General features: G+C 30.6%; 27 protein-coding genes and 3 tRNA genes. 18 read left to right on the top strand and 12 right to left on the bottom strand.

Translation table 11 applies throughout. The features are described 5' to 3' along the window. The first annotated feature begins 5 nt into the window (after window positions 1-5). The 7 genes from OB7_RS05225 to OB7_RS05255 all read left to right on the top strand — a co-directional run bounded on the left by OB7_RS05225 (window position 6) and on the right by OB7_RS05255 (window position 6,620). Entirely contained in the window at window positions 6-782 is a 777-nt protein-coding gene (locus OB7_RS05225) for a hypothetical protein (protein ID WP_004101375.1), read from the top strand. Then, window positions 782-1,879: a radical SAM family heme chaperone HemW gene (hemW, locus tag OB7_RS05230; protein ID WP_249031021.1), complete on the top strand. Its 1,098-nt coding sequence runs from the start codon at window positions 782-784 to the stop codon at window positions 1,877-1,879. Before OB7_RS05225 ends, hemW begins: the two co-directional genes overlap by 1 nt. Then, on the top strand, window positions 1,869-2,960 hold the full coding sequence (locus OB7_RS05235) for an FtsW/RodA/SpoVE family cell cycle protein (protein WP_114702703.1): 1,092 nt from the start codon (window positions 1,869-1,871) through the stop codon (window positions 2,958-2,960). The genes hemW and OB7_RS05235 overlap by 11 nt, the downstream gene beginning before the upstream one ends. A 20-nt stretch (window positions 2,961-2,980) precedes the next feature. After that, window positions 2,981-3,202, top strand: coding sequence for a hypothetical protein (locus OB7_RS05240; protein WP_004101386.1), 222 nt, complete (start codon window positions 2,981-2,983; stop codon window positions 3,200-3,202). Window positions 3,203-3,271: 69 nt separating this feature from the next. Beyond that, window positions 3,272-4,189 (top strand): AAA family ATPase, encoded by a 918-nt coding sequence (locus OB7_RS05245; RefSeq protein ID WP_170128445.1) that lies wholly within the window; start codon window positions 3,272-3,274, stop codon window positions 4,187-4,189. Further along, window positions 4,190-5,386, top strand: a complete 1,197-nt coding sequence (locus tag OB7_RS05250; protein WP_114702705.1) for a DUF58 domain-containing protein — start codon at window positions 4,190-4,192, stop codon at window positions 5,384-5,386. It begins immediately after the preceding gene. Then, window positions 5,376-6,620: a hypothetical protein gene (locus OB7_RS05255; protein ID WP_114702706.1), complete on the top strand. Its 1,245-nt coding sequence runs from the start codon at window positions 5,376-5,378 to the stop codon at window positions 6,618-6,620. The genes OB7_RS05250 and OB7_RS05255 overlap by 11 nt, the downstream gene beginning before the upstream one ends. Before the next feature lie 16 nt (window positions 6,621-6,636). On the opposite strand, the gene OB7_RS05260 is transcribed toward OB7_RS05255, so the two are convergent. Then, window positions 6,637-8,376 carry a M3 family oligoendopeptidase gene (locus OB7_RS05260; RefSeq protein WP_114702707.1) on the bottom strand — a complete coding sequence of 580 codons (1,740 nt, stop codon included), beginning with the start codon at window positions 8,374-8,376 and terminating at the stop codon, window positions 6,637-6,639. A 290-nt stretch (window positions 8,377-8,666) separates the two neighbouring features. Between OB7_RS05260 and OB7_RS05265 the strand changes: the two genes are divergently transcribed. From OB7_RS05265 to fliQ, 11 genes are all read left to right on the top strand, one after another. After that, window positions 8,667-10,133, top strand: a complete 1,467-nt coding sequence (locus OB7_RS05265) for a sensor domain-containing diguanylate cyclase (protein ID WP_249031022.1) — start codon at window positions 8,667-8,669, stop codon at window positions 10,131-10,133. Beyond that, complete coding sequence (gene truA / locus OB7_RS05270; RefSeq protein ID WP_012580066.1) at window positions 10,130-10,864, top strand: tRNA pseudouridine(38-40) synthase TruA; 735 nt, start codon at window positions 10,130-10,132, stop codon at window positions 10,862-10,864. The genes OB7_RS05265 and truA overlap by 4 nt, the downstream gene beginning before the upstream one ends. Next, the gene (locus OB7_RS05275) at window positions 10,759-12,093 is read left to right on the top strand and encodes a hypothetical protein (RefSeq protein ID WP_249031023.1); all 1,335 of its coding nucleotides are present in this window, start codon (window positions 10,759-10,761) and stop codon (window positions 12,091-12,093) included. Before truA ends, OB7_RS05275 begins: the two co-directional genes overlap by 106 nt. Beyond that, window positions 12,090-12,872 (top strand): TlyA family RNA methyltransferase, encoded by a 783-nt coding sequence (locus OB7_RS05280; RefSeq protein ID WP_114702710.1) that lies wholly within the window; start codon window positions 12,090-12,092, stop codon window positions 12,870-12,872. The genes OB7_RS05275 and OB7_RS05280 overlap by 4 nt, the downstream gene beginning before the upstream one ends. Beyond that, a complete protein-coding gene (locus OB7_RS05285; RefSeq protein WP_114702711.1) occupies window positions 12,869-14,266 on the top strand; it encodes a hypothetical protein in 1,398 nt (465 codons plus the stop codon). Before OB7_RS05280 ends, OB7_RS05285 begins: the two co-directional genes overlap by 4 nt. Window positions 14,267-14,278: 12 nt before the next feature. Next, window positions 14,279-16,321, top strand: a complete 2,043-nt coding sequence (locus OB7_RS05290; RefSeq protein WP_004101408.1) for a chemotaxis protein CheA — start codon at window positions 14,279-14,281, stop codon at window positions 16,319-16,321. Between the two features lie 10 nt (window positions 16,322-16,331). Then, window positions 16,332-16,787: a chemotaxis protein CheW gene (locus tag OB7_RS05295; protein ID WP_004101410.1), complete on the top strand. Its 456-nt coding sequence runs from the start codon at window positions 16,332-16,334 to the stop codon at window positions 16,785-16,787. A 4-nt stretch (window positions 16,788-16,791) separates the two neighbouring features. Next, window positions 16,792-17,154, top strand: a complete 363-nt coding sequence (cheY, locus tag OB7_RS05300) for a chemotaxis protein CheY (protein WP_004101411.1) — start codon at window positions 16,792-16,794, stop codon at window positions 17,152-17,154. Between the two features lie 78 nt (window positions 17,155-17,232). Further along, a complete protein-coding gene (locus tag OB7_RS05305) occupies window positions 17,233-17,484 on the top strand; it encodes a flagellar biosynthetic protein FliO (RefSeq protein ID WP_249031024.1) in 252 nt (83 codons plus the stop codon). Next, complete coding sequence (gene fliP, locus OB7_RS05310) at window positions 17,481-18,236, top strand: flagellar type III secretion system pore protein FliP (RefSeq protein ID WP_114702712.1); 756 nt, start codon at window positions 17,481-17,483, stop codon at window positions 18,234-18,236. The genes OB7_RS05305 and fliP overlap by 4 nt, the downstream gene beginning before the upstream one ends. A 2-nt stretch (window positions 18,237-18,238) precedes the next feature. Continuing rightward, window positions 18,239-18,505, top strand: a complete 267-nt coding sequence (gene fliQ, locus OB7_RS05315) for a flagellar biosynthesis protein FliQ (RefSeq protein WP_004101414.1) — start codon at window positions 18,239-18,241, stop codon at window positions 18,503-18,505. On the opposite strand, the gene tmk is transcribed toward fliQ, so the two are convergent. The 11 genes from tmk to OB7_RS05370 form a co-directional block, all read right to left on the bottom strand. After that, window positions 18,502-19,107 carry a dTMP kinase gene (gene tmk, locus OB7_RS05320; protein ID WP_114702713.1) on the bottom strand — a complete coding sequence of 202 codons (606 nt, stop codon included), beginning with the start codon at window positions 19,105-19,107 and terminating at the stop codon, window positions 18,502-18,504. The two genes, fliQ and tmk, sit on opposite strands and share 4 nt — an antisense overlap. A 47-nt stretch (window positions 19,108-19,154) precedes the next feature. Next, entirely contained in the window at window positions 19,155-19,934 is a 780-nt protein-coding gene (gene rpsB / locus OB7_RS05325) for a 30S ribosomal protein S2 (protein ID WP_114702714.1), read from the bottom strand. A 98-nt stretch (window positions 19,935-20,032) separates the two neighbouring features. Then, window positions 20,033-20,389 carry a 50S ribosomal protein L20 gene (gene rplT, locus OB7_RS05330; protein ID WP_004101417.1) on the bottom strand — a complete coding sequence of 119 codons (357 nt, stop codon included), beginning with the start codon at window positions 20,387-20,389 and terminating at the stop codon, window positions 20,033-20,035. Window positions 20,390-20,418: 29 nt separating this feature from the next. Continuing rightward, window positions 20,419-20,622, bottom strand: a complete 204-nt coding sequence (gene rpmI / locus OB7_RS05335) for a 50S ribosomal protein L35 (protein ID WP_004101418.1) — start codon at window positions 20,620-20,622, stop codon at window positions 20,419-20,421. A gap of 11 nt (window positions 20,623-20,633) precedes the next feature. Beyond that, a complete protein-coding gene (gene infC / locus OB7_RS05340) occupies window positions 20,634-21,143 on the bottom strand; it encodes a translation initiation factor IF-3 (RefSeq protein WP_100217314.1) in 510 nt (169 codons plus the stop codon). Window positions 21,144-21,295: 152 nt separating this feature from the next. After that, window positions 21,296-21,371, bottom strand: a tRNA-Lys gene (locus OB7_RS05345). 8 nt (window positions 21,372-21,379) lie between these two features. After that, window positions 21,380-21,454 (bottom strand) — tRNA-Arg (locus OB7_RS05350). Between the two features lie 6 nt (window positions 21,455-21,460). Continuing rightward, window positions 21,461-21,535: transfer RNA gene (locus OB7_RS05355), tRNA-Glu, on the bottom strand. A 66-nt stretch (window positions 21,536-21,601) separates the two neighbouring features. Then, complete coding sequence (gene pyk / locus OB7_RS05360; protein WP_114702715.1) at window positions 21,602-23,014, bottom strand: pyruvate kinase; 1,413 nt, start codon at window positions 23,012-23,014, stop codon at window positions 21,602-21,604. Beyond that, entirely contained in the window at window positions 22,965-24,251 is a 1,287-nt protein-coding gene (locus tag OB7_RS05365; protein ID WP_004101424.1) for a DUF5693 family protein, read from the bottom strand. Before OB7_RS05365 ends, pyk begins: the two co-directional genes overlap by 50 nt. Then, a complete protein-coding gene (locus tag OB7_RS05370) occupies window positions 24,214-25,437 on the bottom strand; it encodes a hypothetical protein (protein ID WP_114702716.1) in 1,224 nt (407 codons plus the stop codon). Before OB7_RS05370 ends, OB7_RS05365 begins: the two co-directional genes overlap by 38 nt. Between the last annotated feature and the right edge of the window lies 1 nt (window position 25,438).

The following is a 25,438-nucleotide window of genomic DNA, read 5'->3' on the forward strand; positions in this document are numbered from 1 at the left end:
TATTTATGAAAAAACTAAATGTAATATTATTAATATTGTTTGGTATTTTTGCTTTTTCTGGGAATTTTTTGGTTTTTGATAATACTATAATTATTAATCATTCGCCAATATTTTTAGTCTTGGGTGATGGCTTTGGTGTTGGATATTCGTATGCTACAAATACTACATATTACACAGAACAAAAACTAGGTTTTTTGAAAATAAAAAAGCCGGCCAAAGTAGAGAATATGAATTTTTCCCTTTTTGCCGGTACAAGTTTTGGTATCTATTTATCTATAGGTTATGAAAATCTGAATTTTCCAACATCAAGCCAAGGCTTGGAGTTTTTTGTTTCTGATCAATACAGTTTCTTTACATCGAATTCTAATTCCTTTGTTGCTGTTGGTCCGATATCTTTAAGTGCTGAAAAGTTATTTTTAAGAAAAGGAAAAGATTTTGGATATTCGCTTGATAGATATTTTGTTAAGTACAAAGATTTTTCTGGATATATTCTTTTGCTAAATGGAAAGAACTTTTTAGGATATTTGTATTCTTTAGATAATTCTCTACAGCAAGGAATATTAGCGGGGTTGGGAACGGATTTTGGCGGTTTTTATTTGAATATTGGAGCAAGGAAATATTTTTCAGCGGGTGAGTTTAGGGGGTTTGGATACGGATATATTTACTCATCAACTAATGATATATTTAATATAAATTATTTGTTCGGAGTAAAGTTTATAGTTCCTTTGAAAGGGGAATTTTTAGTCTGGGATGGAAAAATTGCTTTCAGATTTAATTGGTAATGTCAACACTCTTTCAGTGTATATACACATACCATTTTGTAAAAAAAAAGTGTTACTACTGTGATTTTGTAAGTTATGAAGAAGGAAGTGTAGAAAATTATATTAATGCTCTTTCAAAAGAAATTGAGCTCTATGGTGATTATTTAAAAAGGGGTATTAGAACACTTTATATAGGTGGTGGAACACCAAGTTATATTAATGAACATTATATAGAACAGTTAGTAAAAAAGCTAGAAAAGTATTTGATTCTTGAAGAATTTACTATAGAGGTAAATCCTGACTCTTTTGACAGGCAAAAAGCACAGTTTTACAAAGAAATAGGTGTTAGTAGATTAAGTATAGGGATTCAGTCATTTGATAATGAAGTTTTAAAAAAAGCTGGGCGAAGCCATGATTCAGCCCAAGCGTTGAAAGCTTATAATGTTGCAAGGGAATATTTTGAAAATGTTAATGTAGATTTTATAATAGGTCTTCCTGGAGAAAGCTGGAGTAGTATAGAAGAAATTGTAAAGTTTATTCGAGAAAATCATCCACCACATATTTCTGTATACTTACTAGAAATTCATGAGGGTACAATTCTTTCAAATTTTTACAAGAAAATTCCAGAAGAATCTTATAACAGATATGAGGTGTTACTTGATTTTTTGAAATCTGAAGGGTATGAAAGATATGAAATTTCGAATTTTGCTTTAGATAAAAATTATAGTAAACATAATTTGGTTTACTGGGCAAATCTAGATTATATAGGACTAGGATTATCATCCGGAGGACATATAGGAAATCTTAGATATAATAACGTTTCGGATTTTGAAACTTATTATTCTATGTTAAAACATGACAAATTTCCCAGAAGTTATGAAAATGAGAACACTTTGGAACGTGAAGTATTAGAAAGTATTTTTATGATGCTTAGAACAAAATGGGGAATAGATAGAAAACTGTTACCTATACTCCCAGGATTTGAAAAAGTAATTGAACTATTAAAGAAAAAGTATGATTTTTTTGATGGTCAAAAGTTAAACGAAATGGGTATGGATTTTTCCTCAATTTTCTTTACAAATCTACTTGAAATCTGGGAGGACTTTTATGAGATATAGTATTATGCTTTTAGTTACTGCAATATTTGTGTTATTTATAATTGCATCAGTTGCTTTGTATAGTATAGATTTTGCAAGAGAATATTATTCTACTGGTAGTAATTCAAATTTTTTCTTTAAATATATAGTTTACATAAGTTTAAGTATGATTTTGGCGTTATTAATTATTTTCTTTTTACCTGAGAGGTTTATAGAAGATAAAAAATATGTCTGGTTTTTTTACATAATTGTTTTGGCAATGCTTGTTTTGCCTTTGTATGGTCCATTTTCAAGTTATAAGAATGGTGCAAGACGCTGGATAGAAGTTTCTGGTAATACATTTCAGCCTTCAGAGTTAGCTAAAATATTTGTTATTTACTTTATAGCTCATTATATAAAAGATAATAAAGAAAAACTATCTTCTTTTTGGGATGGTTTGATAAAGCCACTACTTTTGATTTCTCCAATTTTGTTATTAATATTTGTTGAACCTGATTTAAGCACTACTTTTATAATATTTTTGACAGCGGTTGTAATGCTTTATTTTGGAGGTACACGTTTTTCTCATGTATTATTTTTATTTGTATTGATTGGATTGCTGTTTATATTTGGGATTCAATTAGGCCTAATACGCAGCTATCAGATAGGAAGGATAAAAAATTATGTTTCAAATGAAATTCCCTGGCAGCTTGAGAAAGCTTATGAGGCAATAGGAAATGGTGGAATCATTGGCTCTGGACCGGCGTTAGGTAAATATTATATACATGTTCCACAGGCAGAGTCTGATTTCATTCTTGCAACAATTGGAGAAAGCTTCGGATATTTGGGAATAATAATTGTAATTTTATCTTATCTTGCGATAGTTACTTCTTTAATAAAAATTTCAGATGAGATCGATAATGAGTTTATTAGATACTTTATTTGGGGATTTTCAACACTTATGATGCTTCACGTTGTAGTAAATACTGGTGTTGTTAGTGGATTGTTTCCAATTACGGGGATTCCTCTTCCTTTTGTAAGCTATGGTGGCAGTTCTATTTTATCTTTTTCGATAGGATTTGGTATAATTTTTAGTGAAATTTTTATTGAACGTGGTCGATAATTATTTTGGGAGGTGATAATTTGAGAGTAAATGGTATAAACAATGTTTACAGTTCAGTCAATACTTTGCAAATTAGCTCAGGCAAAAATGCAGCAGCTAATGTAAAAGCACCTGTAATGACAAAGGATCAGATGGCTCAACTTTTAAGCTTTATGACTTATCAACAAAACAAAATGAATTTAAAATTAGTAAGGATCGCATCACAATTGTACACAGGAAAAAGTATTGATCAATTAGCATGAAAGCTAGTGGCTTAAAGCCACTAGCTTTTTTTTAAGAATATATTAACAAAGAGGGGGATACACTTGGATATACTAGAAAAAATTGTCAAAAATGTCTCAGTTGTTATTAAAGGAAAAGAAGAGAAGATAAAAATTATTGTTGCGGCGCTTTTTTCAGGTGGACATGTATTACTTGAGGATGTTCCCGGTGTTGGAAAAACAATGCTTGCAAGAGCCCTATCAAAAACGTTTTCTTTGGATTTTAAAAGGGTTCAATTTACACCTGATCTTTTACCATCAGATGTGACGGGTTTGTATATTTTTGATAAAGAAAGTGGGGAGTTTGTTTTTAATAAAGGACCTATATTTACGAATGTTTTGCTGGCAGATGAAATTAATAGGGCAACTCCTAGAACTCAATCGGCATTACTTGAGGCAATGGCAGAAAGTCAAGTAACTGTGGATGGCATAACTCACAAGCTTTATGATGTTTTTTTTACGATAGCTACTCAAAACCCTATTGAATCAGAAGGGACTTTTCCGCTTCCTGAAGCACAACTTGATAGATTCATGGTGAAATTATCATTGGGATATCCAGACGAGGCGGCTGAAAAAGAGATGCTTTATTCTCAGCTCTATGAACATCCTATTGTTGAACTTGGCTCCGTAGTTTCAAAAGAGGAGTTTTTAAATCATCTTTCTAATGTAAAAAATGTTAAGGTTTCTGATGATATAATGAGATATATAGTTGATATAGTTAGTGCTACAAGAAAGCATAAGGATATTATGGTAGGTTCAAGTCCAAGGGGTTCTATATTTTTATTGAATATTTCAAGAGCATATGCATATTTACATGGAAGAGATTTTGTTTTACCTGATGATGTTAAATACCTTGCACCTTATGTATTGAATCACAGGATCATTTTAAGCGTTGAAGCTAGAATAAAGAAAGTTGATAAATACAAGGTGATTGAAGAAATTTTGGAAGAAGTAAAAGTGGTGAAGTAAATGCAGATTGAAAATGTCAGGCTAGTATTTTTAACTGTTTTAGTTTTATTTTTAAATTTTTTTAGAATAAATGGTTTTACAATTTTCCTAGATGCTTTTGTTATCATTCAATGGATTAATTATTCAAGGATTGTAAATATATTTAAGGATGTTGATATTGATGTGAAATTGGATAAAGATAGAGTTTTTATAGACGAAGATTTTAATTTAATTATATCTCTTTGTGGAGGGAAAATACTACTGTATTTGTCTGTTCCAGAGCTTGGAGAGGGGAAAGTGTATTTAAAAGATGTTGTTGTCTTAAAACATAGTTTTGCAAAGAGAGGAAAATTTAATATTGAGAAATTTTTCCTAAAGTATGATGCTGCCTTTTTTAATATAATAAAGAAAGTTGAGAAGAAAGATATACAGGTAAAGGTTTTTCCTAATTATGAGGAAGTTTATTTTAGAAAAGAAAAATTACTTGATTTAGTTCCAAATGTTGTTTCGAAAATAAGACTTTTAGAAGATCCAACAAGTATTATAGGAGTAAGAAAGTATGAAAAAGATCCTATAAAGATGATAAATTGGAAGATTTCTGCAAAACTTGGAGATATTTATGTAAAACAAACAGAATATACTTCTCAGGGTAGATTATTTCTGGGGTTATTTTTAAACCTACACTCGCAGATCTTTTCTAAGACTGCATGGAGACCGATATTAAACAAATATGTAGAAGATGCAATACTTGCAGCAAATAGCATTGTAAAAGAAGTTTCCGCTAGAAATATTCCTGTTAAGTTGATAGCTGATACGTCTGAAGGAATAAAAAAGGAATTTTCAAGCGATTGGATAGACTATTATGAAGTTTTATCCACTTCATATGGTTCTTTAGAAGGCTTTAGTTTTGAAGTTTATAACGAAATAGAGAGGGAAATAATTTTTAATGACACTCTTCTTATTATTACAATGTTTCTTAGTGAGAAAGATCTGGAGAAAATTATGCGTATTAGAGAAAGGGTTTCTAGAATAATAATACTTGTTATGCCTTATGGTTTTAGAAGGTATAATACCAAAAAATTTAAGAGTTATTTAGACATTCCGCAAGATATCGAGGCAATAAAGAAAAACTGTGCGATTTTGAGGGAAAATGATATTCATGTGATCGTATATTTGGAAAATATGTTACTTCAGGAGGGAATAGAACTTGTTAATTGATACATTGACAGTTTTTTTAGTTTCTTTTTCATTTTGGAAGATTAACATACTTTTTGTAATACTATTTACGCTACTTTTTTTATCTTTTTATAGATTTAAATGGTTGTATTTTTTAGTGATTATTTTGAGTATTATTTGGTTTAAAAATCCTTTCCCTGCCTTTTTGATTTATTTATATGAAAAAGTGAAAGCAAAAGAATATTTTTTGATTGCGTTTTTATCAGTTGCAGCTTTTTTTTATAGTATAAAAGTTGCATTAATTTCTTCGTTAATTGTCTTTCTTTATATTTTTAGAAAAAGATCATATATTTTACTTTTTTTAATTCCGCTCATTTTTATACCAAGCATTTTTTCACCTATAAAAAGTGTTGGAACAGTAGAATATGAGGTTACCCAAAATTTGCAAGTAGATATGACGCAATCGTCTAAAGTCCAGGAAAATTCAACTGAGCCAGTCAAAAAAGAGGAAGTTAAAAAACAGGTTATTACTGATGTGACAGTTTCTGAGGATTCTAACCTTGAAAAGAGCAAAATTTTTGGTTTGTTTTTTGTTTCCTTGGCTGGTCTAATAATTTTGTATATATTTTTGAGGTTGAAAAAGGATTTTTCTTTTAAAATTTTAGCTATTGGATTTTTAACATTTTTATACGCCTTTTTAATATACTTTGTTTTAGTTCCGTACATAGCAAAAGCTAACAATAGTAATTTATTATCTTTTGGTACTTCAAATGTTGCGGTAGAAGAGCTTAAGACTGGCGAGTTTGAAAAAAACATGCAAGCAACTAAGACTGAAATTACTATTGAAGAAAAGCCGTTGATTAAACCAATTTATATTTTAAGATTTATTAACATAATATCGGTAATTGTATTTGCAATTTCACTGTACATTCTCTTTATGTTTTTAACTGCTCCCAAAAAACAAGTAGAAGTCATAAAGGGGAAAGAAAATATTTGGAAGTCAGAAGATACTTTTGAGGATTTAATAGATATAGAGGATGGTAGAGACTTTATAAGGCGAGCTTATTTGTACTTAAGAGCAAAAATCTTTAAAGAATTTTTCTATTTGACTCCATATGAATTAATGAATGTCATAAATGACAAAAATTTGGAATATTTTACGGAAATTTTTGTAAAAAGCCAATATAAACTTGAAGATGTAACTTTTAATTTAGAAGTTGCAAAGCAGAAACTTAAGGAATTAATTGAAAAATACACACCCCCCTCTCAAGTTTAGAGGGGGCTGTGTGTTATTATATTATTTCATTGAGCATGTTATTTAGAAATTCAAATGCACCTTGCCAGAATTCTTCTTTTGTTATGTCAATTCCAATCTTGTTAAGTAGCCTTTCTGGGCTGTCTTTTCCACCTGATTCAAGTAGTTCAATATACTTTGGAACAAATTTTTTACCCATTTCAAGGTATTTCTGATAAAGTCCTATTACAAGGCAATTGGCATAGTTGTATGCGTATACATAAAATGGCGTGTGGAAAATGTGTGGAATAGAAGACCATTCATATGTATATTCTTCGGGTATTTTTACACTATCTGCAAACATTATTTTTAATTCATTTTCATATAGTTTTGAGAGTTCCTCAAAACTTGCCATTCCATTTTTTTCTATAAGTTCATGAGCTTGTATTTCAAATCTTGCAAACATGTTTTGTCTGAACATTGTAGCAAATGTATCTTCAAGTGTGGAAGCAATAAAGTATTTCTTTTCTTTTCCCTCAAGTTCATTTTTTATCTTATCAAAAACTAGAAATTCACCAAAAACGGATGCAAGTTCTGCCATAGTAAGAGGTGTATGGTAATTTATGAAACTTTGTTTTTGGGATAAAGTCCCATGGAGTCCATGTCCTAACTCGTGAGCCAATGTCATAACATCGTTAATATTACCATTGAAGTTTAAAAGAACAAAAGGTTTGATTTGAGTCGTATAATATGAACAAAATGCTCCACCAACTTTTCCAGGAACAATTTCAGAGTGGATTCTATTTTCTTTAAAGAAACTTTCAACTATTTTTCCTGCCTTTTCATCAAAACTATAATATGCGTCTAAAACAATTTCTTTTGCTTCATCGAATGTATACTTTTTTTCTGAGCTGCTGAATGGTGCATAAATGTCAGCAAGTGTTAGTTCTTCATTCATTTCTTGAGCTTTCCATTTGTAGTATTTGTGGACTATGTTTGTGTTTTCTGTGGTTATCTCAATTAGTTTTTCAACACTTTCGTCTGATACAGCATTTTCTAAGTTTCTCATAGAAATTGGTTTTGGATAATTTCTTAATCTTGCTTCTGTGTCATAGTCTTTTACTACTATGTTGTAAGTTTCACCTATGGTGATTTCATCGGCTTTGTACCTTTCAAAGAAGAGTTTCATAGCTTTTTTTCTTAAATTTCCATCTGGGGATCTTCTTAAAGCTCTTACTTGACTTCCAGATAACTCTTTTTCTTCACCATCAATTTCAATTTTGAATCTATAAGATGAAGTCAATTTTTCATATAAATTTGAAAGGGCATCTCTTCTTGAAATGCTTGTGGCAGCGAGAATTCTTTCTGCATCTTTAGACAAAATATGTTTTTTCTCAAGTTTAATTTTTTCTATAGCGTATGAGTACTCAGGAATTTCTTTTGAGAGTGCATCTAGCTTTTCTTCCGAAAGTTGTGCAAAAGCAGATTGTAGTGGAGAAAGTATTTCAGAAATTTTTGAGCCATATTGTTCGGAAATTCCATATAGTTGTTGTGCAACTTTATCTGTTGTATTTTCAGAAAATAGAAGACTTGAATATTGTATAGGTTTTAAACCATCTTCCATTAATTGTTCAAATTCTTTGAAATAATTTCTTACCTGTTCAGCTGAAATATTTTCATTGATTAATTTTTCATATTTTTCAACGAAGTTTGTTGCTCTTTTAAAAATATCTTCTAGATCTTTTTTTATTTTTTCAATATCTGGTGTTTCGTAAAAAACTGTTAAATCCCACTTCATGTTAAATTCCTCCTTTGTAGATAATCTTGTTACTTTTATTCTAACATGTTTCAAAAAAAATCGTCAAATTTTCAATAAAAAATGTTAAAATATTATAGTAAATGGTTGTGGGGGGGATTGCTATTAAGAACAAGAAGATTTTATCAATTGTCTCAATTATAGCTGCAGTAGTGTTTTTAATTTTGTCTAAGCGATTTGTCTTTACTACAATCTGGTTTTACGATATAACTTTTTTACTGCTGCTTTATTTTACTAGTTTGATTGATTTGAAACTTAATAGGGCAAGTTTCATGTTTGAGATGCTGGTTATAATTCCTTCTCTACTTTTTATTTCTCCAGAAACAATTGCATTATTAACTCCTATTTTTTACTTGATTTTTCAAAAAGAGCATCGTTTAACAAGGTTATCAATGCGATTGTTAATGTATTCTTTCGGGACCTATTTATTTTACAGTGTACCGCACGATTATTTAAGAATTCCTTTTTTTGCCTTGGGAGTAATAATAACTAATTTTATGTACTTGTTTTTTTACTTTTTCAAAGATATTAAATTATACTTAACTGCAATATTTAATAGTTATGTTATGATATCTCTTGGAGCATTATTAGTAGCTAATGTTTATTTATATTCTGAAATAAAAATGTCTAACTTAATATTGTTTTTTTTGGCATATTCTTTATATCTAATTTTTGTTATACTGTATGCAGATAGTTTTAATATGAGTATTCTTGAAAAGATTGAAAGGGAAAAATTAAAAAAAGAAAATGATAATTTTTTGTTGTTGCTAGATCTTGCTTTTAAAGAAAAATCTTTGAATTTTGATGGGCAGTTAAATAAAATTTTGGAAGTTATTTGTGAGATATCGGGTTTTGAGACAGCTTTGCTTAGTATTATGGATTATGAAAAGAATAGAGTAATAAGAGTAGCTGGCTATGGGCTTGAGGAAGAGGTATTTAACAATCTTAAAAATCAGCAGGTAAGTATTGAAAATGTTCTTCCTTTGTTTTCTAAAAGATTTGAAGTTGAAGGGGTTTATTTTATTCCGGAGGGTTCAATTTCTTTAGATGAAGAAGGTGTATATGTTTTTGACGATTATTACACAGATTTTAATTATGAAATTTCTTGGAATCCAAAAGATTTATTACTTGTTCCTCTAATTGATGAAAATTCAAGGATAGTTGGATACATTAGTTTTGATAAACCAATATCTGGTAGAAGGCCTGTTTCTAACGAATTAAAATTATTAAAGTTTTTGTCATGGTTTGTAGTTCAATTTTTAAGAAAAACTCCATATGCAAAATATCTAATTTCAAAAAGTGAAGTAAATATGACTACATATCCTGAATTTGTAAGGCTTTGTGATAGTATAATAAGCGAAAATGATGAGGCATCAGTTGCATTTTTAGATATCGATGATTTTGATAAGATTAATATTAAAAAAGGTCCAGAATTTGCAGAACATGTATCAAATTTTATAACTGAGTATTTTAAAGATATTAAAAATGTTTATTTCTACAAATTGAATGGTGAAAATTTTGTGTTTTTCATGCCTAGTACGAATAAACTAAGAGCATTAACAGTCTTTGGAAAATTTGGAGAATCATTAAAGGATAAGTTTGAGGATGTTTCAACCAGTATAGGAGTAGCGTATAAAGACCCAGGGCAAAATAAATCTTTTTTTGAACTTCTCAGAGAAGCAAAAGAAGCTTTATTGGTTGCAAAAAAATCTGGTGGTGGGAGGACTATGATTAAATGAAACGATTTGCTATTGAATTTGCATACGATGGCACAAAGTTTTTTGGGTATCAAGGGCAACCTAATGTAAGGACAGTTCAGGGCGATTTGGAAGATGCTTTGGAAAGAATTTTTAAAGAGAGAATATATACTCAAGCTGCTGGAAGAACAGATGCGGGTGTTCATGCAAATGGTCAGGTTGCAGCTTTTAATTGTCCAATTGAAAGATTAACCGAAACAGATATAAAAAATGCCTTGAATGCGAATTTGCCTGATGATATTTATGTAAAAAAGGCTTGGGTAGTAGACAAGAGTTTTAATCCAAGATTTGCGGCGACTAAGAGAATTTATCATTATTTCATTAGCACTAATGAAAAGGATGTTTTCATGAGAAATTATGTTTGGAATTTTAGATATGATTTAGATATTGAAGCAATGAGAAAGGCTGCAAGTTTTTTAGAAGGCGAGCATGATTTTTCTTCATTTAAAAAAGGCAAAGATGAAAAAAATCCGGTTAGAACAATTTACAGAATAAGGATTTTGACTTTGAAAAAAGGTTTAATACTAATTAGAGTAGAAGGTAGATCTTTTTTAAGAAGTATGGTAAGAAATATAGTCGGAAGTCTTGTTAGGGTGGGATTAGGTCAATGGAAACCAGAAAAAATTTTGGAAGTCTTAGAGAAACGCTCAAGGCAAGAAGCGGCTGGTACCGCGCCACCACATGGATTGTACTTATACAAAGTCTTATTTTAATGGGGTTAACTATTGAGGCAAGTGGTGTTATCTTTTTCATGGGAGATAAAGTTACAAAAGAGGCAAGCGAAATTATTTCATCATGGATGAAACAACCTGTTTTAACATTATTATATGAAGGTCCAAAAGAATACAAGCTTGAATTAGAAGAGTATTTTCATAGAAAAGGATATCTTTTAGGAGATGGTGAAAAAGTTTATATTTTAATATCAAAGGGTGAAAAAATTGCTTGGAGAGTAATTTACAAGGATGTGGATATTGATAATTTTAAAAGTCCTTCTTTAGATTTGACTTTACTGTATCAAACTTTGGAAAATTTATTTGAAGACAAAACTTTACCAGATAAATCTATTGCTTTTGATCCAATTACAAATCAGAGTTATATAGTTGAAAATCAAATATATCCGTTTATTATAAAGCATAAAAAAGGAAGTTATAAAGTAGAGATTGAAGGGAAAGTTTATACTTTTTCAGAAGGGTTCCATACAGTTGAAGGACAAGAGCTTTACGTTGGAAAGGATCTAAAAATTGAAAAGAAAGATAATTTACTTGTAGGAGTTTTTGGAGTATTTGGAGATTATTATTATGATGGAAAACAAGTTATCGGTAAATCGTTTAATATAGATTTTCCAGAGATTCCCTTGTATGTTGATAAAGGTATAGTTATTTCGAGAAACTTTTGGTACGAAAATGGTATTTTACAACAAAATAAGATTCCAGTATTAGATGTTTTTAATGGTTTTGTTTTGTATTCTGATGGAAGCATAAGTGATATACATAAGCTTTGGCGATATGAATTTGATAGTGTACCTTTTGATTGGTATTATAAAGACGGGATTGTTTCTTTTGCTTTTTTAAATGGAAATGTTGTACTGTTTGATCTAACAAAAAGGAGAAAGTTATTTGAAGGGAAATATAAAAAGGTTCTTGGAGTAGGATTTTTGAAAGATGCTTTGTACATAAGAACAATGGATAAAATTGTGAAACTTGATACAAGAACTGGACGCATACTTGAAAGTTATAATGAAAATAGGGACTTTATTCTGATAAATGACAGTATAAAGTTTGTAGATGGAATAGTTCTAAGGCCACGGTATAAAAATGTTTGGTTTGATGGAATAGATTATTATTTTGAAGATTTAAAAATTAATGGATTTAAAGAGGTAATCGCTGGGAATAACTATTACTATATAATATTAGAAAACGGGACATGGAGGATAAAAAAATGAAGAAAGAACGTTTGGACGTTTTACTCGTTGAAAGAGGATTGATAGAATCAAGAGAAAAAGCCAAGAGAATTATAATGAGTGGTAATGTTTTTGTTAATGAACAATTGGTAGATAAACCGGGAAAGCTTGTTGATGTTGAGTCAAAAATAAGGATAAAAGAAACTGAAAAGTACGTTAGTAGGGGTGGCTATAAAATAGAAGGGGCATGGGAATCGTTTAAATTTAAAATTGAAGAAAGAGTAGCTTGTGACATAGGTGCATCCACGGGAGGGTTTACAGATTTTTTATTACAACATGGAGCTAAAAAGGTGTATTGCGTTGATGTTGGATATAATCAACTTCATTGGAAATTAAGAAGTGATGATAGAGTTGTCGTTATGGAAAAGACTAATGCAAGAAATTTAAAACTACCTGAAAAGGTAGATTTGGCGGTTTGTGATGTTTCATTTATTTCTTTGAAAAAAATTTTTCCAACGATAAAGGAAATATTAAAAGAGGATGGTGAAGCAGTAGTTCTTGTAAAGCCTCAATTTGAAGCGGGTAAAGAAAAAGTTGGAAAAGGTGGAATTGTTAGGGACAAAAGTGTACACAAAGAGGTTTTATATGATATTATTGATAGTGCAAAAGAAGTTGGTTTATCACCAATAAATATTGATTTTTCAAAAATAACAGGTACCGATGGTAATATAGAGTATTTTTTGCATTTGTTAAATATAAAGAAAGAAGTGACTCTGAAAATAGATGAAGTAATTGATAGAGCATGGGAGGAGTTGAAATGAGAAAGATAGGAATTTTTCTTCTAATATATTTATCAATATTTTCATTTTCAAACATCTTAAATTTTGTCCCATACGATTTTGATATTTTTATACATTTTAATAATGAAATAGTAAGTATAGAAAAGATAAAAAATGTTCCATTTTTAAATTTTATTGTTTCTGATAATGGACTAGCTTTTGAAAATTATCTCTTAAGCTATTTAGAAAACGTAGATTATGAAAGTGGCCTAAAGAAAGAAATCTTTTTAGATGCACTTTCATCGAATATTTTGTTTTTATCAAAAGGTGGGGAAATAAGAATAGATGAAAATGTATCTTTTGATTTGAACTATTACATTGACATCATACGCAACCTTTCAAAAGATTCTGCTTTGATTTTTGAAACGGAAAATGCAACAAGTTTGGCATATTATCTTGGAGCATTATTAGACGAAAAAATAACTTTAAATGGTAATATATTCAATATAGGTGACTCTTTATTTGTTTCTAAATTTAAAAATTATTTAATTGTTACTGGAAGTAAAAGCATTTTAGATTATCTAGTATCTACATATATGACAGATGAATTAAAATTTACAAAAAAATATCCTGATATTTTGGAAAAAGTACCTTCAGACTATTGGTTTTTAGGTTATTCAAAATCTAATGCAATAAAAATTACATTTCCGGTTGAGACAATTAAAACTGATATAAAAACCGAATATTTGTTGTTTTATGGTAGAATTGATGAAAGTGTCTTAAAGATCACTGTAAATCAAAAATCTAATAAGTTTTTTGAAAAAAGTTATGTGATAGACGATTTAATGGAGAATATTCCAGTCTTGGGAAATTATTTTGGTGGAATTAGTGTGGATGACTCTAAAGAAGCTATTGACTTTATTAAACCATGGATATTTACCTTTGAAAGCACTAGTGTCACAAAAATATATGAAATTACAAATACAATATTGAATAATTCAACGTCTACATTTTATGTAGTAGGAGATGTTGATGATGCTACAAATGTTTCTCTAGCGTTTCTTTTTAAATTGTCGGATGGAAGAACTGGTATAAAAAAAATATTGGAAAAATATAGTGCAAAATATGATAAAATAAAAGATGAGTGGTTAATGAATATTGCTGATGATGTAGATATTTACTTCTTTGAGTATGGTGGATTTTTTGTTATAAGTAATTTAGATAAGAGCATTTATGAAAGAAAAGCTAGGGTTAAGAGGTTAATGGATATACCAGCTTATAATTTCCTTGATAGAAAAAAGAATTATGATGTTAAAATATTTCTAGATGTAGGAGATTTAATATATAAGTTTTTGGGTATGGATATTGATTCGAAAGTGATTTTTTGGCAGGAAAAAGATGGATTTTTTGTTAATTATTATTTGGATATAATGTAGGAGGTGACATATATGTCGTATGAAGAATACTTAAGTGTTTTTATTGATGAAGGTCGTGAGTACGTTCAACAACTGAACGACGCTCTATTAGATTTAGAAAAAAATCCAGAAGATATGGAATATATAAACGTAGCATTTAGAGCTTTACATACCTTAAAAGGAATGGCAGGAACAATGGGATTTGAAAATATGGCAAAATTGTGCCATAGAATGGAAAATTACCTGGATGCCGTTAGATCTGGAAAGGTATCTATTGATTCAGACAAGTTGGACTACCTGTTTAACGGGTTGGACTTAATTGAGAAAATGCTTGAAAAAATAGCTTCTGAAGGAAGTGAAGAGATAGAAGAAGACGTTTCTGGACTAGTTGAGATTTTTGAAAAGCTTGCACAAGGTGAAAATGTTGGAAAGAAAGAATCCAAACCTGCAGGTACTGTTGAAACCTCTCAGACTAATAATGATTCTGAAAAAAGTGAATCTAAGGAAAAACCGGAAAATGAAGCAGACTACATGTATGAAGAAGATGAAGCTCTTTTACATGTTGTAAATGAAGCAAAGAAAAAAGGGTATGACGTTATTTATACAAAGGTTATTTTAGCTGAAAATGTGCAATTAAAATCTGCAAGAATGTATATGGTGTTTCATGGGATTGAAGAATTAGGTGGAGAAATAATAAAGAGTGTCCCAAGTGTTGAAGATATTGAAAACGAAAAATTTGATAGAGAAGTAGAACTTTATGTTATTGCAAAGGTAGAACCCTTAAAATTGCAAGAAAAACTTTCTGCAATTTCAGAAGTTGAGAAAGTTATAGTAAAGAAAGTAGAAATAAAGCATAAAAGTGAAGTTAAAGAGAAGGAAAAAGAAGAAAAGAAAGAAGAAAAGCATGAAGAGAAGAAGAAAAACGTTAAAATAACACAAACGGTCAGAGTTGATATTGAAAAATTAGATACACTGATGAATTTAATGGGCGAGCTTGTTATCGCAAGAAGTAGAATAATAGATATTTTGAAGAAATATAATATAAAAGAAGTTGATGAATCTTTGGCACAGCTTAGTAGAATAACTCTTGACTTGCAAAATATTGTTATGAAGGTTAGGATGGTTCCAATTTCTTACGTATTTAATAGATTTCCTAGAATGGTTCGCGATATTTCAAAGAATTTAGGTAAGGAAATAAACTTTGTTATGAAAGGTGAAGATACAGAACTTGATAGAACTTTTGTTGAAGAAATAGGAGATCCTCTCGTTCATTTGATTAGGAATGCTCTAGATCATGGAATTGAAACAAAAGAAGAAAGAATTGCAAAAGGTAAGCCTCCTGTTGGTACATTGATTCTTTCTGCACGCCATGAAGGTAATAATGTGGTAATAGAAGTTGAAGATGATGGTAGAGGGCTTGATAGGGAAAAAATATTGAAGAAAGCGATTGAAAGAGGGCTAGTTGATGAAGTAAAGGCTTCAGGTTTACCTGACGAAAAAGTTTACGAATTTTTATTCATGCCTGGTTTTTCTACCAAAGAGCAAGTAAGTGAGCTTTCGGGTAGAGGAGTTGGAATGGATGTTGTTAAGAATACGGTAGAGTCATTAAATGGAACGGTTCACATAGAGTCTAAAAAAGGTTTAGGAACGAAGGTAATAATAAAATTGCCGTTGACGCTTGCTATAATTCAGGCATTGCTTGTGAAAGTTGATAAATATATTTATGCTATACCAATTTCAGTTATAGACAGCACATTAATTGTTTTACCTGAGGAAATCCAAATGGTTCAAAATAAGGAAGTAATAGTTAAAAGAGGAGAAGTAATTCCAATTATTAAACTTTGGGATGTTTTGGGAATGAAACACAACGAAGAACTTGATGAATTAAATGTAGTTGTAGTTAAAGTTGCAAATAGAAAATATGGAATTGCTGTTGATACATTAATAGGGCAGGAAGATATTGTGATTAAATCCCTTGGAAAATTATTTGCTGATGTTAAGGAATTTAGTGGTGGTGCTACTTTGGGTGATGGCAGTATTGCCTTGATTATTGATACGCTAAATTTAGTGGAGTGAGGTGAAAAACATGAATGTTGAAACCGAATTTGAAGTTTTAAGTTTTAATATTTGTAGTCAAGAAATGAGTTTTGATGTTGATTACGTAGAAATTGTTATAGATAAGGATGAAATTACACCCGTTCCAAAATCAAAAGAAGTTATTGAGGGAGTTATAAATTTAAGGGGAAGAATTATTCCTGTTGTCAATTTAAGAAAGATACTTGGTGGAATTTGTTCAAATATGGACGAAAATAACTTTAAAAAGATCATAATCACAAAGATAAGAGATATTGAAATGGGGTTTCTAGTAGAAAATGTAAAAGGAGTACTTAGAACATCAAATTCAGAAATTGATAGAGCCTTTAGAGATGTTGATACTTATGGAAAGAAAGCAAAAGGATTAATAAAAAAAGGTGAAAGACTTGTAGTATACTTAGATATTGAAGAGATATTAAATGAAATAATTGGTGTAGAGGAGGTATAGAAAAATGGGAAAAAGAATTTTGATTGTTGACGACGCAGCTTTCATGAGAATGATGTTAAAGGATATTGTAACAAAAGCTGGTCATGAAGTAGTTGGAGAAGCTGCAAACGGAAAAGAAGCTGTTGAAAAATACAAAGAATTAAAACCTGACATTGTTACAATGGATATTACAATGCCTGAAATGAATGGTATCGATGCTATTAAAGAGATAAAAAAGATAGATCCAAACGCTACTATTATTGTTTGTAGCGCTATGGGCCAACAAGCAATGGTTATTGAAGCAATTCAAGCAGGGGCTAAGGATTTTATAGTAAAGCCATTCCAGCCTGCAAGAGTTATTGAAGCAATTCAAAAGGTTTCTGGTTAGGGGGCGAACGTTATTTCTTCTTTAGTTGGTTTTGCAATATCAATGCTCATTTTCGTAGCTGTAATGTTAGGTACTTATTTGGTTATAAAGAACAGGGTCCCCCGAAATGTAGGGGGACATTTTATCTCTGTTATTGAAAGAAAATTTCTTACTAGAAATAGCTATATAGTTGTAGTAAGAATAGTTGAAGAATATTATGTAATTTTGGTGACTGAAAATGGTGGAACTGTATTAAAAAAGCTTGATTCAATTGAAAGCGGGGAGTTTGAAAATTCAAATTTCAAACTTGAATTTTTCAAAAACATAGTAAAAAAAGGTGACAAAAAGTGAAGCGGCTGTTTGTTTTAGTATTTCTTGTAATTGTTTTTGTTTCATTTGCGCAAGATGAAGTTCCACTTCCAAATATTAGTATACAACTGAGTCCACCTCAGCAACCGAGGGATTTGGTTAATACATTAGAAATTCTTTTACTTTTAACCGTATTATCTCTTGCGCCTAGTATTCTAATATTATTTACATCGTTTACAAGGATTATAATAGTATTTTCCTTTTTGAGAAATGCTTTAGGAACCAGACAAACGCCTCCGAATCAGATTTTAATAGGTCTTGCGTTATTTTTAACATTTTTTATAATGCAACCTGTTTGGAACGATATTTATAACAATGCAATTACTCCTTATTTAAATTCAGAAATTGGTTACCAAGAGCTATTTTCTAGAAGTATGGATAGACTGAGAACATTTATGATAACTGAATTGAAAATTCATCATAACGAAGATAATGTTTTTATGTTAGCTGATAATGTTGGCAAGGAAATAGATTCTGTAGAGGAGGCACCTAATTCTGTTCTGATTCCGGCCTTTGTTATTGGCGAGCTTGAAATAGGTTTTAAGATGGGGATTTTATTATATATACCCTTTATTGTAATGGATATGGTTGTTGCTAGTATTTTGCTTTCTCTTGGTATGATTATGATCCCTCCAGTATTGGTTTCATTGCCATTTAAAATTCTCTTGTTTGTTCTTGTTAACGGATGGGATATGTTGATTGGTAGTTTGATTAAAAGCTTTGGAGGCGGTTAAAAATGACTATAGAAGTATTTTTAGATGTATTTGGACTTGGAATTAAAACCTTATTAACGGTAATTTTACCACCTCTATTAATAAGTTTGATTGTTGGACTTTTAATTAGTATATTTCAAGCAGCTACACAAATAAATGAGCAAACTCTTACGTTTGCTCCAAGGATTATTGTTTTATTTTTAACGTTACTTTTTTTAGGAGGATGGATGATTCAGCAGGTAATTGATCTTGCAAGGGAAATTATAACAAAATATTTTTCGATGATTTAGGATTGTAAATATTTCTCTACAATTGATTTTATTTCAGCAAAAACACTGTCTATGCTTTTTGTCCCGTCTATTATAAAGAAATTATCTCTTAATTCTGATAACTTTAAATACGTACTTCTCACTTTTTCAAGAAATATTTGTCCTTCCTTTTCAAGCCTATCTAGATTTTTATCTTTAAGTCTTTCCATTGCAATTTTTGTTGGAATATCTATATAGAAAACTATATCTGGATAAATATTGTCTGTTGCAAAATCATTTAATGTAGATACGGTTTCAACTCCGATGTTTCTTGCTCCACCTTGATATGCAATGCTTGAATCAGAGAATCTATCTGCCAAAACAAAAAAACCTCTTTCAAGATGAGGTTTTATAACTTCTTCTACTAATTGAGCTCTTGATGCGAGGAATAGTAATAACTCACTTCTTTTGTTTATATTTAAATTATTATCAAGTAGAATTTCTCTAATTTTTTCGCCTAGGATAGTTCCTCCAGGTTCTCTAATATTTAGCACTTTTTTCCCTTTTGATTTTAAATATTGTGAAAGAAGATTAAGTTGAGTGCTTTTTCCAGAACCATCAATCCCTTCAAAAGCAATAAACAATTAATTTCCCTCCTGTCAAAAAAGCCCCCTTTTCGGGGGCTATTTGGTTACATTTCTTCACTTTCATCTACATCTTCAATTTCAAATATTTCTTCATTATCTTCTTTTTGATTATTTTCTACAGCTTCTTCACTACCGAAGGATACTCCTTCTCTTCCTTCAAGATATGCATCTGCGATTTTTGAAGTGATAAGTTGGATTGCTCTGATTGCATCATCGTTTCCTGGAATTATATAATCAATTTCATCAGGATCACAGTTAGTGTCTACGATAGCAACGGTTGGGATTTTTAAAAGATTTGCTTCGTAAACTGCGTTTCTTTCTTTTCTTGGGTCAACAATATAAATAACGTCTGGAAGACTTGTCATATTTTTTAAACCACCAAGGTTTTTTCTGAGTTTTTCGAGAATTCTTCTTAATCTGCTCTGTTCTTTTTTTGGTAAATGATCAAATTCTCCATTTGCTTCCATTTCTTCAAGTTCAATTAATTTGTCAATTCTTTTGCGGATTGTTTCGAAATTTGTTAAGAGTCCACCGAGCCATCTGTGATTTACGTAGAATGCACCGCATCTTTCTGCTTCTTGTTTAATAACTTGTTGAGCTTGTTTCTTTGTTCCAACAAAGAGGATTGTTCCTCCTTCAGCTGCTTTATCTCTTACAAAGTTGTATGCTTCATCAAGAAGTTTGGAAGTTTTTTGAAGATCGATTATATAAATACCTTTTCTAGCACCAAATATGTACTCTTTCATTTTTGGGTTCCATCTTTGAGTTCTGTGACCAAAGTGAACACCCGCTTCCAAAAGTTGTTTCATTGTAAGTACTGCCACAATATACACCTCCTGATTTGGTTAAACCCTCCCCTTCCTTCAACTCCATTGCCGACCCTAATAAGGGCACCGAGGCAGGGATCCAGAAGGGTGAGTTATTATTTTCCGATTGCTTGTTTTGCAATATTTACGTATTCCTTAAATGACTCGGGGTCATTTACAGCAAGTTCAGATAACATTTTCCTATTAATCGCTACTCCAGCTAATTTTAATCCGTGAATTAATTCATTATATTTTAATCCTTCATTTCTAGCAGCAATATTTATTCTGGTAATCCAAAGTTTTCTAAAGTCTCTTTTCTTTAATTTTCTACCAACATATGCATGTTTTTTTGCTTTGATATATGCTTGTTTTGCAAGTCTATACCTTCTACTTAAAGCTCCATGGTATCCTTTAACTGCCTTTAGTATTTTTCTTCTTTTTTTCTTAGCGTTTACTGCATTTTTTACACGCATGATTTATCCTCCCTTCAAGTCGTTTTATTTTATTTTTTACCAAGCATTCTAAGTACTCTGTCTTTGTCGCAAGCTTTTACTTCTGTTTCAACTTTAAGTCTTCTAAGTGTTGATCTTCTCTTTTTGCCCGTCTTGTGCCATGCATATGCTTTTCTTCTAATAATTTTTCCATTTTTAGTAACTCTAAATCTCTTTGCGGCTGACTTATGCGTTTTCATCTTTTGTTTAGCCATATTTTCCCTCCTCAACTTTTTGGTTTTAACATCATCCACATGTCTCTTCCTTCAAGTTTTGGTGCTTTTTCAACACTAGCTACATCTTGCAAATCTTTAATAATTCTATCTAAAATTTCTTTTCCTTTATCAGCAAAAGCCATTTCTCTACCTCTAAACATTATTACAACTCTTACTTTATTTCCTGCTTCAAGGAATCTTTTAATATGCTTTAACTTTGTTTGGTAATCATGTTCGTCTATTTTTATACGGAATTTCATTTGTTTTACTTCAATAATTTTTTGATTTTTCTTTGCCTTTTTCTCCCTTTTTGCTAGTTCGTATTTGTACTTTCCATAGTCCATTATTTTAGCAACCGGTGGTTTAGCATTTGGAGCAACCAAGATCAAATCTAATTTTTGAGAATATGCAAGATCCAAAGCTTTTTGCGTTGGCATAACCCCTAGTTGTTTTCCCTCTTGATTTACCACCCTTACCTCTGGTGCCGTAATTTCCTCGTTTTTAATTATCTTATCGATAATTCATCCCTCCTAACATAAAAATATCGGCGCGCAAAACGCCCGCCGATACATTACTCATCCTATTAACGTTAATCTAAAACCTCATTTAGTGCTTTATAACCCCTTCGCTTTCGCTTGGGGTGGGAAGCGGGCGCTTCCACTTTACTATAACCTGGTGGGCCGTGTGGGACTCGAACCCACAGCCCCCTGATTAAGAGTCAGGTGCTCTACCTGTTGAGCTAACGGCCCAGATTTCATGGTGCCCCAGGGAGGAATCGAACCTCCATTTGCGGATTAGGAATCCGCCGTTCTATCCGTTGAACTACTGGGGCTTTCTTTGGCAGCCCCACGGGGAATCGAACCCCGACCTTCGGACTGAGAATCCGATGGACTAGCCGTTATCCTATGGGGCCATACATCCGTTAATATGATACCATAAAAGTTTTATTTGTCAACATTTTTAGTAAAAAGGTCTTGATTTATATTATTTCATGAACTTGAAGTGTATTTGTTGTTCCAGGTCTTCCCCAAGGAATTCCTGCGGTTATAATTACTTTATCGCCTTTGCTAGCAAGATTTGTTTCTTTTGCTTTTCTCATTACTTCTATAATCATTTCATCAGTTGAAAGTGTTTGATTGATCATAACAGGGATTACTCCCCACACAAGACTTAATCTATAATAGGTCGAAAGGTTTGGAGTGGCAGCCATTATAGGAACTGAAGGTCTTAAGCGAGCAATATTTATTGCAGTTTTTCCTGTACTAGTTGCAGTGATGATTAATTTTGCATTTATATCTCTTGAGAGGTTATATACCGCATGTGAAATAGCATCTTCTATATTTTCTGATATATAGTAATTTCTTATCCATTCTAGTTCAATTGAGTCGTAATCTAAAAGAAATTTTTCAGTATTTTTTGCTACCTCATCCATTACAGCTACTGCTCTAAGTGGATATTTTCCTATCGAAGTTTCTGCGGAGAGCATAATAGCATCGGTTCCATCTAGTATAGCATTTGCTATGTCAGATACTTCAGCCCTTGTTGGAGTCATATTGTTGATCATTGATTCGAGCATTTGAGTGGCAGTTATAACAGGTTTTGACATTCTATTAGCTGTTTCTATTATTCTTTTTTGGGCGATTGGAACTTGAGATAGTGGAATTTCTACACCAAGATCACCTCTTGCTACCATAACACCATCAGCAAATGAAATTATTTCTTCAAGATTGTCCAATGCTTGGGCAGTTTCAATTTTTGCAATTACTGGAATGCCATTGCTTAATGACTTTGCGTATTTTACGTCTGAAGCTTTTCTTACAAATGACAAAGCAATGTAGTCAAGATCTTCTTCGATGGCAAGGTCAATAAATTTTTTATCTTTATCTGTGACAGCAGAAATTGAAAGATCAACGCCTGGAAGGTTAACACCTCTATGGTGTGTTATTTTTCCGCCTCTTATAACTTTAGTGTATACTAAATTATCTTCAACTTTTTCAACAGTCAGTTCAATTGCGCCGTCATTTAATAAAATTCTATCACCACTTTTTACTTCAAGTGGAAATCTTTTGTAATTTACAGATAATATACTCTCGTCACCTAATAAATCTTCTGTTGTTATTTTTAATATAGACCCTTCTTTTAGGGTTATATATTCTTCTTTGAGCTTTCCTGTTCTAATTTTTGGACCAGAAAGGTCAATAAGGATGGAAAATGGTGTGTTTAATTTTTCTCTGATTTTTTTTAGTCTTCTAATTCTTTCTCTGTGAATTTCAATGGTATCATGAGATGAGTTCAATCTAAAAACGTTTACACCCGAATTTACAAGTTTTTCCAGCATTTCCTCAGATTCTGTTGCCGGTCCTATAGTGGCTACTATTCTTGTTTTCCTCATAATATTCTCCCCTTTCAAAAAAGATTTTGAAAATTGAATAGATAATAAGTGTTAAGAATAAAGTTATCAGTTCGCGGTAGATGTTTACAAATAGAGGAGCTCTTATATGACAAAAGGTGTTAAAGGTTGATAAAAATGCAATACTTGCAAATATTTCAAAAAGTTTTTTGTAAAAGTCACTCTTTAAATATGGAATTAAAAATGCAAGAGGATAAAATAACAATTCTTTTGTTCTTGGCCTGATGATGAACAAATCTTCGATAAACTCACGTATGTTTCTTTCAAAGTCTGTAACAAATCCAAAATTACCGCTTCTAATTATATAATATATTCCAAAAATGGTAAATAGAGGTATTAAAAACTTAAGATGTGATTTTATCTTTTTGTTTTCTTTTATTATTAACTGTATTAGCAATATTGATGGTAATAACACTAGCGAAAGTTTTACTCCCCAGTATGTTTTAATATTGTTTAAATGTTCAAAATCATACAATGATAGATTTGTTAAAATACCTAAGGTGAAATAAGAAAAGAATTTTAAAACATTGTCTTTTATTTTAAAAAATATTACCACTGTTCCTAATATGCTGACTAATGAAATAAAAATTTCGTAAGAAAAATATAAAGTTGGTAAGAGAAAAATTGCGTAAGGAAAAAGATATAAAACGAATAGTATTAAAACTGTTGAAAAAAAGTATTTGAATTCAATGTTTGGTATATAAGGTGAAGCGTCAGAAATTTTAAAGTAGTTTTTGAATTCATTTACTACGGATTCAGTCATAGGTGTTTTTGGAAGAACTATTAAGTCAATACTTCTTTCAACAACTGCTCTCCAAAGTCTTTTAAATAAAGTTTTTTCATTGTATTTTGAAAGTTCTTCTGGTTTTATATAATGAACTGTTATTACCATATCTTTTGAAAGATTTTTGGCAAATTCTTTTGAAATAGTTTCAGAAATATTAAATTCTAGGATTCCAAATTTTTTTCCGTTTAAATTTATACCTTCCAAATTAATATTGGTAGCATCTTTAGGGATAATATATATTGCATCTTTATTTTTAATATTTTTCCCATCAAAAAATTCAATCTTGCTTGAATTTTCAAAAACAATATCAACTTTCATATTTTCTAAATCATTGTTAGTTCTTAATAATGCTCCGATTAAACCAATGATTAAAAATATCGAAAGAAAAATAGTTTTACTTTTCGATGTTGATAATATATCTTTTATCTTCATAAATCCTCCTTTCGATATTAGGATTAACCCAAGATATAATATATGGAGATTTTATTAACACCCCTCCAATATTAATCCATCTTTTTTCATCAAGAAAGGTTAGTGTCGAGTCTAATGTTTGATAATTATAAATACTAACATGTTTTAATTTATAATTGTCAAAGGTGTCTTTTGACATTACAATCAGTAAATTTTTGCCTTTTTCAAGCTTTACAACCCCGTTATTAATTGGATTGTTGTTTAAAAGTATTACATTTTTTGTTTTATTAAGGTCATTTGATAAAACTTTTATGGAGTAATAATCATTGAAAAGTTTTTTGATTGATACGTTAATTGTTGGAGAAGTTGTATCTTTGGAAGTTATTGTTGTAATAGTTGATGTTAATGGAGTAATTTCGTAAAAATTTCTGGTTCCTATGTAGTTTATTTTTCCAAATTCAGTTTCTTTTCCAAATTCTACCTCGATTTTTTGAAAGTTAATTTTCGATTTTGGAATGTCTAAAAAAGTTGTTTTGGAAGATTCATATCCTAGTTCATCCATGCATTTGACAAATATTTTATATGTCCCGCTTGTAAGAGTACCACTTTTTTTTGAATCTTTTCCATTTACATACACTTTAGTATAGACGGCACTTTTGTCATGTATTTTGACATTGTAATATCCAATGTTTGGAAATGAGAAGGTAGTTATTTCTATCTTAGGGTAATCGGGAGTAATATAATATGTACCGAGGTAGTAATCTAAATTTGTGATTTCAAAATTGTTTTTAAAAATCTTTAAATATGATATTAATTTATCTCTGGAAATTAATTCTTTTACAATTATTTTATCATCATATATCTCAACTGGAAAACGGTCTATTATAACTTTTTCAATATCGTTATTTGTATACAATTCAACAATTTTGTCAAAAACATCTTTAGAGACTACTATAGTGCCATTTTGTCCGATTGTTTGCCCATCTTCAAGAACTAATAAGTCATTCGGAATGTCTACATTTCCAATTTCTATAGAAGGAGATTTAAAGTACGTTATAATTTTACCTTTAAAAGGCAGAGCTTCACCCGAAAATTTATATACTTTTTGGTTGATAATAAGTGAATTATCGAAGGTATTAAAATATATAGTAATAGAAAATAATGTGCTAAAAAAATAGAAAATAATGAGAGAAACTATTCTTTTCAAA

The organism is Thermosipho africanus Ob7, assembly GCF_003351105.1.
GTDB classification, from domain to species: Bacteria; Thermotogota; Thermotogae; order Thermotogales; family Fervidobacteriaceae; genus Thermosipho; species Thermosipho africanus.